This is a genomic window from Pedococcus sp. P3_C7, assembly GCF_056402615.1.
This window is the reverse complement of record NZ_JBFUHC010000012.1, coordinates 136,263-147,585: the sequence shown is the minus strand read 5'-3', so window position 1 is coordinate 147,585 and position 11,323 is coordinate 136,263. Positions and strand designations below refer to the sequence as shown.

The following is an 11,323-nucleotide window of genomic DNA, read 5'->3' as shown; positions in this document are numbered from 1 at the left end:
TGCGCACCGTGCGACGCGACAGCACCGGCCCCGTCCGCAACAAACGACCCTTGGGAGGTGCACTGACCAAGACCCGCAGGACAAACTGACGTAAGGAGTGTCAAGGATCAACCGACGTAAAACCGTCAACCATCAGCCGAATGCCTACATCGGCTCCCTGACCTGTACGACTTCTCCCGACGCTTGACGTCGGTTGGCTCGCGGGCGGTTCCGTCCGGAGCCTGATCGCTCGCGTCGGGTGAAGCGCCACCGCGACCGCGGGAAGTGAGCTCCCTCGAGGTGCCCGAGAGGTCGGCGTCCGGCCCTGTCGTCGTAATGCCCAATCAGCCGAATCGGTCTACATGGGGACGGCGCCAAATCAATCTTCGGTCGCGTGAGAGGGAATTCTTCTCGTGTTCGCTCATGCGTTTGGAAACGTGCGGCGCTGTCATTGACAGGCAGTTCTCGAGAATCTCTCCCCAAGGGAAATCGCTATTATCGGCGGAGGTGACTTCGGATGCTTTTCGCACGACAAACAAGGGAAGTCCTGACCGGTGCACGCCATTCGCGGCGGCACCCATCCCCGGGCCGTCAGACACAGCGGTCCCACCCGTCAGCCTGCGGAGCCGCCGTGGGCGCTTTCGCCCTGGCACTTGCACTGGCAGCGCCCGCGGCAACGGGCGAGCCGACCCGCGTCGGCCCGTCGCTGTCGACCGCCCCACCGTCCGCCGCGACGAGGGCGGTGGCCGCACCGGACTGGCCACCCGTGACCAGCCCGCTGGCCGGACCCCGACTCGGGGACCACGCCATGGCTTTGACGTATGCCGCGGCGCAACCCGCTGCGACCGTGCGGCAGGTGTGCGTGAATAGGGCAAACGTGCGCTCCGGCCCGGGCACGGCATACCCGGTCGTCGGCACGCTCGGCCGCGGCGCCAGCGTGAAGGGGCCGGTGGCCAAGGGCTGGCTCAAGCTCCGCAACGGGCAGTGGGTCTCGACCACCGTCACCTGCGCCACCCGTGCCGGTGCCACTCCGAAGGCCGCGGCCAAGGCAGGGTCTGCGCAGTCCTTCCAGGCCTGGGCGCGGGCCCTGGACCCAGCGGGAAGCGCGACGTGGAAGATCGACTACTCCCGCGCCCACACCCAGGGCCCCGTACGCGGCCTGACGGTGTTCCACAGCTGGGGACAAAGCCGCTCCACGGTCTACATCCAGCCCGGCATGAGCTGGGCCAAGACAAGAATGGTCATGGCGCACGAGGCCATTCACGTCAGGCAGATTCGATATGGCGGCTTCCGTCATTCCCTCACTGTGTTCGGTTCCATTCCCGGAATGGAGCGCGCGGCCGACTGCGGCGCAAGTCTCACGCTGAGGTACGTGGTCCGCGGCGGCTGCTCCTCGGCGCTGACGGCGCCGGTCCGCAAGCTTCTCTCCGGGCGGGCCGCCTAGGGCAGTTCCCTCGCCTCGACGGCCACGGCAGTGAAGGGGCCCCGCGCGATCCGAAGGGGGACGGATCCACGCGGGGCCCCGGCAGGCGTTCCCGCCGGCCGGTCAGTCATCAGGGGGTGACCGACCACCACCAAGACGCCTCGCCGGCACGGGGTCTTACGCACGAAGAAAGGTGGGCCATGCGCGTAATGAGTGGCCTTCGAAGTCGTCTCATCAGCGACGGTTCCCACAGGCGAGCCGCATGTCGTGGTCGACGGCGCGGGGATGGCGGCCCGAGCCGGACCAGCCAGACCGGAGGAAGTACACCTCGATGCTCGCGATCGACGCACACGGGACGACCGTGATGGCCCCAGGGGCCGGGCTCCCCGGCCGTGCCGCGGAACTGAAGGACGAGCTGTTTCGTCGTCAGGTCTTTGCGCACATGCGTCTGGCCCCCAGGGCCAACGTCGCGAATGCGATGAGCGTGCTGGTCCTGTGGCTGTACGTCATCGCGCCCCAGCACCCCGCGTTCGGCGCGGTGTGGCTGCCCCTGGCCCTCTTGGCGGCGGGCGTCCGCTCGACGGTGTGGTGGATCAGTGAACGCAACGGGACCGCCCCTCGGGACCTGGCCGGAAGCCAAAGGGTCTTTCGCATCACCGCCCTCGAGATCTCGGTCCAGGGCGTCCTCAACACCAGCTTGGCGTTCTACGTGCTCCCGAATGTGGACCCGGGGCGTCAGGTCGTGCTCGTGGCCACAGTCGCCGGGATCATGGGTGCTGGTGCCGTGGTGCTTTCGCCGCTCAGGCCCATCGGCATCCTCTGGGTCGCCATCCACATGGCCGGATTCGCTCCGGCCTTCTTCCTCATGGAGCAGACCGCCTACTACGTCATGACGCTGCAGGTGGTCGTCTACGGGGGAGTCCTGATCGTCGGAGTCATGTACCTGTCGAACTCCTTCGAGCGACGATCGGTCGCTGAGTTCACTGCTCGGCAGGCTCAGCAGGATGTCGAGCTCCTGCTCGACGACTTCGAGGACGGAGCGCGCGACTGGCTCTGGGAGACCTCACCTCTGGGGGACTTCACGCGCACCTCCGACCGGATGTCCGAGGTGTCGGGAGTCTCGACGGACGAACTTCGACAGCTGACGCTGACCCAGCTCTTGGGGCGACTGGCGAACGACTCCTGGGACGGTGGCGAGGCCATTCAGGAGCTGGGCGACGCCATGGCTCGCGGAGAGGCCATCCGTGACCACGTCATCGCCGTGGTGGTGGAGGGAAAGGAGAGGTGGTGGTCCCTGTCGGCCAAGCCGATGACCACGCGCAACGGGCCCATCACCGGCTGGCGGGGGGTGGGAGTCGACATCACGGACGAGTTCATGCACCGGCAGGAGATGGTCCGACTGGCAGAGACCGACCCCCTGACGGCCCTCGCCAACCGGCGCAGGTTCAACGAGAGACTCCAGTCGAGCCTCGCCGGGCGGGAACGGCCTGGTCCCAGCCACCTGGCGATCTTCGACCTCGACAACTTCAAGTCCGTCAACGACACCTTGGGTCACGGGGTGGGCGACGAGCTCCTGCAGCAGGTCGCCACTCGCATGCTGGCCCACAGCAACGGTGATTTCGTCGCTCGACTCGGGGGTGACGAGTTCGCCGTCATCGCCCGGCCCGAATCGCCTCCGGACTTCCCGGAGGTGTTGTTCGCCCGATATCAGGCGTCCTTTGCCGAGCCCTTCACGATTCGGGGAAACCGGATCGAGATGAGTGCCAGCGTGGGGTGCACCCACGCGCTCCCGCTGAGCATCAGCGCCGACGAGATGGTGCGGATGGCCGACTTGGCCCTGTACGACGCGAAGGGAGTCGGGCGCGGCCGGATGAGCTCCTTCACCCAGTCGATGAGCGTCCGCGCGCGGGAGCGGGCTTCCCTCCTGGCTGACCTGGCCGGCGCCATCGAGCACGACGAGTTCCTGTTCCACTTCCAGCCTCAGCACGACGTGCGCACGGGCAGGGTGGTGGCCACCGAGGCGCTCCTGCGCTGGCAGCATCCGACGCGCGGTCTCCTCGCGCCCGCGGACTTCCTCGAGCTCGCAGAGGAGTCCGGACTGATCGTGCCCATCGGTCAGGTCATGCTCCGCCACGCCTGCCGGGAGCTGTCGCGACTGGGCCGCGGCGTCCGACTCGCGGTGAACGTGTCAGCGGCCGAGCTGGGCGCTGCGGGGTTCCTGGACCACATAGAGGCCGCCCTCATCGAGTTCGCTGTCCCGCCCCGCCTGCTGGAGCTGGAGGTGACGGAGTCCGCAGCCATCAGCGACCACTCCATCTCGCTGCTGCACGAGCTCCGTCACCTCGGGGTGCGCATCGCGATCGACGACTTCGGGACCGGCTACTCCTCACTCAACAGTCTCCAGCGGATGCCCGTGGACCTGCTCAAGGTGGACCGCGCCTTCGCGGCTGCACTGACCACCAGCGACGCGCGCTCGGGCCAGACCGCTGTGGCGGTCATGAAGGCCGCGGTCGACATAGCAAGCGCGTTGGGAATCAGCACCCTCGCGGAGGGAATCGAGCGCCCGGACCAGCTCAGCCAGGTCCGGGCACTTGGGTTCGACCTCGTCCAGGGTTTCTTCCTCGCCTCGCCGACCCCCGCCGTGACCCGCCACCTTTCCGTGGTGGAGGCGCCTCTGGAGGTTGACGAGCGCTGACGCGCAGCCTCTCCCGGACGGGCAGCACGGGGGCGACTCGAGGCCGCAGGCCCGCCTCTGCCTCGAGCCGGCGTCACAAACGGGCATCGAGGTGGTCCTACTAGCGACATCTCATGACCCGGGGGGAGAAGAGCGTGAAGGCAGTGCCGCATGGTGAGGGACCTGTTGGTGCGAGGACCAGAGGGCGACGGGGGACGGCCTCGACCGCCCTGCTGAGCCTCCTCGCAGTGATGGGGGCGGCCGGGCTCGCCCTTCCCGCGAACGCCGCACCGGGCAGCCCGGGTGTTCCCCAGGCGGGGACGCTGCTCTACAGCGAGGACTTCTCCGCCGTGGACGCCAGCGCCGCCCCGATTCGCATCGGCGCCTACGTCGGCGGCGCGGCGGCAGACGGCGAGACGTATGCCGCGGACGCGGCCTGGGCGCCGGGGGCCGGCGCCTGCAACGGCTGGGTGATGCGGAAGGGCTCAGGTCTGCCGGCGGACGGGGGCACCCCTGCCGTGACGAACAACGACCAGTGTGGGCGGAACTCTGCCTGGAACATCCTCGGCGACATGGCCGACGCCATGGGTCGCTACCAGGGGATGACGCTCGCGCAGTCCGCCCAGAACCAGATCCTGAGCGAGTACACGAACAGCACCACCGGTGCGCAGGCAGCCGGACTCCAGCTCCAGACCACCAACAACTCCATCTCCACGATCGCCGGGCACTTCTACGCCGTCTCGGGGATCTTCGCCGAGACCAACTGCTTCAGCAACCACGCCGAAGAGGAGCTGGCGATCCTCATCAACGGGGTCCCGACGGTGGTCGGCACGAACCTGGACCCGTGCACCGACCCCAGCAGGGTGGTCTTCTCGATCAACGCTGCCAACTTCAGTGTGGCCAAGCTGCAGTCCAACGCCTTCCGGGTGCCGGTCACCGGGGCGACGCCGACTCTCGGGTTCCGCGTGCGCAACCTGCAGGCCAACGGCAACGGCAACGACGTCGGCTTCGACCTGCCCCAGCTGGTGGACGTCACCCCGCAGCTCGACAAGGCCTTCTCGCCCACGACGATTGCCCAAGGTGGCACCTCGACGTTGACTTTCACGGTCACGAACACCACCGACCTGATGGCCAAGAACGGGTGGTCGTTCACCGACGACCTGCCCGCCGGGCTCGTGGCCTCCGGGCCGGTTGGAGGCACGTGCGACCTGACGTCCAGCAGCGTGACCAGCGGCACCATCAGCGCCACGGGGGACCTCGCGCAGGGTGAGGTCTCGTGCACCATCACCGTGCAGGTCACGAGCAACACCCCCGGTGTCTACAGCAACTCGGGGTGCACGGACCCGACCGGGGCCCCGATCCCGAACTGCACCAACAACATCTCGACCATCGTCGGGCTCTACCCGCCGGGTTCGACACCGCTGACCGTTCTCCCGGAGGTCGACCTCTCGATCACGAAGAGCGCGAATCTGGACTCCTACACACCAGGCCAGCCGATCACCTACACCGTGACGGTCCACAACGACGGCCCGAGCGACGCGGTCGACGCGACGTTCAGCGATCCCATCCCTGCTGCGGTCACCAGCCCCACCTGGACGTGCGCCGTGACCGCGGCGGGAACAGCGACGTTGCCCCCGTCGGGGCCGACCGCCTGTGGGGCCAGCGGCGCCGGTGACATCACGGACACGGTGCGCGTCAACGTCGGTGGCACGATCACCTACACCCTCACGGGCGTCGTCGCCGCCGGAACCACCGGCGAGATCCTCAACACGGCGACCGTCGTGCCTGCGGCGGAGACGACCATCCCCCTCATGCCCGGCGGGGGTCCCGACCACGCCCCGCGTTCGACGACGACGGTCCCCACCGTCGATGCCAACTGCCCGCCCGCGCCAGGAGTGGGTTGCTCGGCCTCGGTCGCGACTCCGGGCAGCTCGATCGGGGTCGTCAAGTCCGTCACCTCGGTCAGCGATGCCAACAACGACGGCCTGACCGACGCCGGCGACGTCATCCACTACCGGATCGCGGCGACCAACACCGGTCAGTCGACCCTGACGGGGGTCATTGTCACGGACGTGCTCGCGCCGCCTGCCGGGCCCGCCCTGACCCTGGTGTGCAGCCCGGTGACCCCGGCGACGCTGGCGCCGGCGGCCGCCATCGTCTGCACCGCTGACTACGTGATCACTGCCCAGGACGCGAAGGCGGGCCACGTCGACAACACCGTAACAGCCACCGGCACACCGCCGGACGGGCCCAACGTCACCGCCACGGACACGGCCACCCAGCCCACTCTCGCGGCCACGCCCGGGTTGACGCTGGTGAAGTCGGCGAAGATCACCAAGGATGCGAACGACGATGCGTTGGCCGGTGTCGGTGACGAGGTCACGTTCTCGTTCACGATCAAGAACACGGGCAACATCACGCTGAAGGCCGTTGAGGTGGACGACCGCAGGCTCGCCGACCTCGGCATCTCTGTGACGTGCCCGTCCACGACCCTGGCGCCGGGCGAAGCGATGGACTGCACGTCGAGCGTTTACGTCGTGACCCAGGCCGACGTCGACGCGGGGCGTGTCCGCAACGTGGCGACGGCCGACGGGGAGACCCCGCCACCACCTGGGAGCCAGACGCCGGGCACGGTGACGTCCCCGCCATCGACGGTCGACGTTCTCACGTGGACCGAGGATGACCTGCCGCCGTTCCTCGGGTTCACCGACCCCCCGGTGCTCGCGTTCACCGGTTCGAACGCCATCCCCCTGGTGGCCGCTGGGGTCCTGCTCCTGATGACGGGACTCGGGCTGGTGATGGTGGCGCGTCGGCGACGGGGGTCGCAGAGTGCCTGACCTGGGCGCGGTCACCACCCGCGGCGACGAGTAGGCGCGCACGGCGGGCGGGAGAAACACCCGCCCGCCGTCGTGCTGCCCACTAGGACCTCTGCCCGCCGGGACCCCTGCCCCCTGGGACCTCTCACCCCCGGGACCCCTGCCCCCTGGGACCTCTCACCCGGCTCCAGTAACCAGCGTGTTGCCGTACTGGCCGTTCTCCTGCACGAGGTGGAGCGACGCGGCATACACCTCCACCAGCGCCTCGAGCAGGCAGCAGGGATCCAGGAGGTAGGAGCGATGGAACTCGTGGTTGAGGAAGCTGACCCGATCGACGGCCTGCACGAGCTCGTCGAGCACTAGCGACGAAACCGAGATCCGTTCCGGAATATCCATGACGAGCTCCTTCGTGGGACGCGCGGGTTCACGTCTGGGGCGATGACCACGACGCGAGGGACGGGCCGGGCGGCGGTTTTACGGGGGCCATGTGGCCTCGATCGACCCCTGGGCGGGCGAACCATTGCCATAGGTCCCCTCAACGGTCGCGCGGACCAGCCCGCGTGCCGCCGCAGTCCAGGTCGTGTGGACGGTGCCCGACCACGTCACGTCCTGGGTGTTGGCGGCGGCGCACCGGATGCTCGTCTGGCTCTGGGTGCAAGAGGTCCAGTCGCCCGTGGCGTGCGTCAAGGTGACACCCGTGGGCACCTCCAGGACGAGTGTGGGCGGGCCGACGACGCCCTCGACGGAGGCTCTGATGGTGGTGGCCGTGTCGGTTCGGGCGCCCCCGATCGCCAGGTCGACGGCCATCGGACTCGTCCGGGCCGCAGGGGTGGTGGGGGCAGGACTCGTCGGGTTCACGACGGAGGTGGGCCGGGGGCGGGGGCGGGGGACGGTCGGCCGTGGCGGCGCGCTCGTGCGGGGTGGAGTCGTGACCGGGGTGGCGGGTCGCTTCGGCCGCTGGGTCACGGTCGGTGCGGGGGTCGGGGCGGGTTGGGTGCTCGGGCTGGTCGGGGTGCTCGCCGACGGCTGGGTTGCGCGGGGGACCGCCGCTGAGGCCGGTGGCGTGGGCAGTCCGTCCGGCCGCACGGCCAGGATGATCGCGATGACGACACCAACCGCGGCGGGCCCCATGAACCAGCGGGCTCGGGGACGTGCGGTGGAAGGGGAAAGGGCCGTTGGGGGCCACCCCGTTGCCCCGGCGCCAGCACCCAGGCCGCCAGCGATCATCGAGGAGGGAAACAGGCCCAGGATGGCGGGCCCGAGCACGCCCGCCAGGTTGCGGTCGACTGCTCTGAGCTCCTCCATGCGCCTCGTACAGCCGAGGCAGGTGGCCACGTGGCTCACCAGCGCGTCCGGTGCTCCGGCCTCGGACACCGTCAGGTCGGCGAGGCCGTCGACAAAGGGCTTGCACCCGGCATCCACCCCCCGGTCCGAGAGGTGTGCGCGAAGGTACGCCAGTCGAAACCCGCGCCGAGCTCGCTTGGCCAGGGCGGCCACGCCGTTGGGGGAGAGCTCCATGGCGCGGCCGACCTCGATGTTGCTGTCCTTGTCGACAGCCGTCCGCCAGAGCACGATCTGCCACCGCTTGGGCAGATCCGCGAACGCGAGGCGCACCAGCTCGAGCTCGGACATGTGGACTGTGGTGTCCGGGGTGGCACGGTCGAACACGGCCACATCGTCGGTGATGACATCACCCGACGACGGCCGTCGAGCTCGGCTCGCGGCCAGGTTGCGCACAGAGGTCACGAGATAGGCGCGCACGGAGGTGGTGGGCCCGGCGCCCGAGGCAAGGGCCGACAGCATTCCCGCGAACGCGTCGGAGGCAATCTCCTCGGCGTCCCGCGGTTGCCGGGTCACCCGTCGTGCGGCCAGCAGCACCGAGGGGTAGTGCCGGGTCCAGAGCTGGACGGCCGCTTCCTGATCGCCTTGGCGAGCGCGCTCGACCAGGTCCACGTCTGGCTCGACGGTGCCTGCCGCATCGACGGGGTCGTCGGGGTCGCCGTCATCCACGGTCTGTGCCTGATTCTGGCTCCGCGACTGCTCCGGCTGGCTCTCGCAGCTCTTCGGGCTCGGCTGGGTACAGTGCCGCGACGCGAAAACGGACCTCCCCGGTGCCCCCGGCTGCCAGGTCGGCTCGATGCTCTGCCTCCGCCACCGTGAGTGCAGCCAGGGCACTGGGGTAGGGGCCTGAGTAGCTGGCCGGCGGACACCCCGGGACCATCGCTATGACGACATGGGGCATGTCGATCTCAGCGACCTCCATGGAGTACATGATTCGAGCCACGAGCTCCATGTCTCCAGGTCCCTGGCGAAATACCGATTCGCTCACCGCTGAACCTTTCCTACCGGGCACACGACTCCTCCTAGGACTGTGACGTCTGAAAGGTCAATTGGTGACGCGGGAAGCGTGGAACCCGTCATGGGTGGTTGCATCGCCCAGCCGAACCATGGGCGCCGACGCCCTAGCGCGCGAAGACGGCGGCGGCCTCCGCGGACATTGGCGCGTGGTCGTGCGCGACCCCGGGGACGACGCGCAGCGTCCACCGAAACGGTGTTCCACGGCTGCGCGCCTGTTCGCCCCCCACCCGGTAGAACTCCTCGCCACGCTCGATCCGCGTCTGACCCTGCCGAGAGGCTCCTGCGTCCTGTCGGAGGTTCTCGTCCTCGACGTCCTCGCTGCCCAGCAGCACGGTGAGGTCACGGGAGAACAGGCCGTCGAGGTCCACTGGTGCCGGCGCGTGCTCCAGGCCGTAGGGGAAGTCGACGTCGGGATCAGGAGCCGTGTACCAGCCGGCGTTCGCTGCGACCGCCCGCCGGACACGGGCCTTCGGTTCGAACTCCAGGTACCGGTGGACGAACTGAGCGCCTGCAGAATGGCCGAACAGGTCGAAGGTGGGGTCCCGCACACCGGTCAGGGCTCGCACCTGGTCCACCAGGGGTTCGATGTAGGCAAAGGACCAGTCCTGCGCGGGCCGTGCGTCTCCGGACTCGTCCACCGTGCCCCCAAGGTTGTAGCCCGCGGCCCCCGGAAACGCCGCTTGGTCGAACTGTGGCGCGACCACCACCCATGGGCGGTCCTTCACCAGCGACGTCCACGAGTCGCGGTAGTCGCGCGCGTTCCTGTTCGTTCCGTGCATCACGACGACCACTCGTCCGGTCGCCAGGTCACCCGAGCCGACTGCATAGAAGACCCTGATCGGTGCCGCACCGGCGGGGGCGAACTCGAACGAGCCAGTTCCCGTGAGGCCGGCCCCCTGGACGCCCGCCGCATGGTCGACGGCCTGGCTGCAGGCCGTGGCGCCCAACGCCGTCATCAGCAGCAACATCCCAGTGAGCTGTAGCCGTCGCATCAGAAGGAGAGGGATGCCCGGTTCTGAATCCAGCTCACCGCCGGACCGAGAATTCGGTGGGCCGCCTCGAGGGGTGCGGCAGGGCAGGCCCGTGTCACGTACCCGTTCAGGAGGTTGTCAGTCTGCACGCAGTCCAGCAGCAGAGTTCCGCGGCCGTTCGCGTCCCAACGAAGATGTGCGACGGCGCCCACCCCGACCTTGCCGTAGCTGGCAAACCTGCCTGGTGCGCCGAAGGTGAGGTTGCCGAGACTGTAGGCGACCGGGATGCCTCGCACGATCTCGATCGGCTGCAGCACGTGGGGACCGGTACCGATCACGGCGTCGTACCCCGCGTCGACGAGCAGCCCGGCCCAGTACCGTTGCTGCGCATTGATGTCCGCGTAGTTGTCGCCCCAGTGGACGAAGGCGACCACCTTCGAGGCTCCTGCGCGCTTCGCCGTGATGACCCCTCGCTCGATGACGTCGGGACTGAAGGGAACCATTCCCGGGGTGGTCGGCGTGCTTCGCTGGGCCGGCCCGAAGTTCTCGCCCAGCGCCACCACCGCAACCGTTTCCTGACCTGACCTGAGGACGAGCGGCCGCATGGCCTCTGCTCGACGGGCGCCGGCGCCGAACGTCGAGAGGCCAGAGGCCGCCGCCGTCCGCTCGGTCTCTGCCAGACCCGCCGCGCCACGATCCATGGCGTGGTTGTTCCCGAGGCCGAGCACGTCCACCCCCGCTCGGCCCAGGGCCGCCGCTCCGGGCAGGCCGACCGCATAGGAGTACTTCGCGCCGGGATTGGCGGGCACGGCCACCGTCGTGATCGGGCCTTCGGCATTGACGATCGTGACGTCCCCGGACATCAGCATCACGCGCACGCCTGCGAGCGGTGCGTCGAAGCCGGCGGTGGCGATCAGGCGTTCTGCGCCATCGCCCAGCATGGTGTCACCCCCGAACGTGAGGTCGATGGAGCCGTCCGTGCCGGCGCTGACCGATCGGGTGACCACGTCGGGCGGGGGTGCCGCCATGCCGGTCAGCTGCCATCCGACCGACCCGAGGCAGAGTGTCGTCGCGGCCCCGAAGCCGGTCATCAGCCGACGGT

General features: G+C 69.0%; 7 protein-coding genes. 3 read left to right on the top strand and 4 right to left on the bottom strand.

The features are described from left to right. The first annotated feature begins 610 nt into the window (after positions 1 to 610). The 3 genes from AC1DS4_RS17480 to AC1DS4_RS17470 all read left to right on the top strand — a co-directional run bounded on the left by AC1DS4_RS17480 (position 611) and on the right by AC1DS4_RS17470 (position 6,913). Entirely contained in the window at positions 611 to 1,423 is an 813-nt protein-coding gene (locus tag AC1DS4_RS17480; protein WP_477633428.1) for an SH3 domain-containing protein, read from the top strand. A 241-nt stretch (positions 1,424 to 1,664) separates the two neighbouring features. Continuing rightward, positions 1,665 to 4,097, top strand: a complete 2,433-nt coding sequence (locus tag AC1DS4_RS17475; RefSeq protein ID WP_477633429.1) for a putative bifunctional diguanylate cyclase/phosphodiesterase — start codon at positions 1,665 to 1,667, stop codon at positions 4,095 to 4,097. A gap of 113 nt (positions 4,098 to 4,210) precedes the next feature. Then, a complete protein-coding gene (locus tag AC1DS4_RS17470) occupies positions 4,211 to 6,913 on the top strand; it encodes a DUF7507 domain-containing protein (protein ID WP_477633430.1) in 2,703 nt (900 codons plus the stop codon). A gap of 156 nt (positions 6,914 to 7,069) precedes the next feature. Here AC1DS4_RS17470 and AC1DS4_RS17465 read toward each other — a convergent pair whose 3' ends face one another. From AC1DS4_RS17465 to AC1DS4_RS17450, 4 genes are all read right to left on the bottom strand, one after another. Beyond that, positions 7,070 to 7,288, bottom strand: a complete 219-nt coding sequence (locus AC1DS4_RS17465) for a hypothetical protein (RefSeq protein WP_477615873.1) — start codon at positions 7,286 to 7,288, stop codon at positions 7,070 to 7,072. Between the two features lie 78 nt (positions 7,289 to 7,366). Next, complete coding sequence (locus AC1DS4_RS17460) at positions 7,367 to 8,902, bottom strand: RNA polymerase sigma factor (protein WP_477633431.1); 1,536 nt, start codon at positions 8,900 to 8,902, stop codon at positions 7,367 to 7,369. 452 nt (positions 8,903 to 9,354) lie between these two features. Continuing rightward, positions 9,355 to 10,218: a lipase family protein gene (locus tag AC1DS4_RS17455; RefSeq protein WP_477624324.1), complete on the bottom strand. Its 864-nt coding sequence runs from the start codon at positions 10,216 to 10,218 to the stop codon at positions 9,355 to 9,357. 23 nt (positions 10,219 to 10,241) lie between these two features. After that, on the bottom strand, positions 10,242 to 11,312 hold the full coding sequence (locus AC1DS4_RS17450) for a CapA family protein (protein WP_477615870.1): 1,071 nt from the start codon (positions 11,310 to 11,312) through the stop codon (positions 10,242 to 10,244). Positions 11,313 to 11,323 lie beyond the last annotated feature (11 nt).

Coding starts and splice junctions, on each gene's coding strand:
- AC1DS4_RS17475 (WP_477633429.1), top strand. CDS start 1,665: ATGTCGTGGTCGACGGCGCGGGGATGGCGGCCCGAGCCGGACCAGCCA.
- AC1DS4_RS17470 (WP_477633430.1), top strand. CDS start 4,211: ATGACCCGGGGGGAGAAGAGCGTGAAGGCAGTGCCGCATGGTGAGGGA.
- AC1DS4_RS17465 (WP_477615873.1), bottom strand. CDS start 7,288: ATGGATATTCCGGAACGGATCTCGGTTTCGTCGCTAGTGCTCGACGAG.
- AC1DS4_RS17455 (WP_477624324.1), bottom strand. CDS start 10,218: ATGTTGCTGCTGATGACGGCGTTGGGCGCCACGGCCTGCAGCCAGGCC.
- AC1DS4_RS17450 (WP_477615870.1), bottom strand. CDS start 11,312: ATGACCGGCTTCGGGGCCGCGACGACACTCTGCCTCGGGTCGGTCGGA.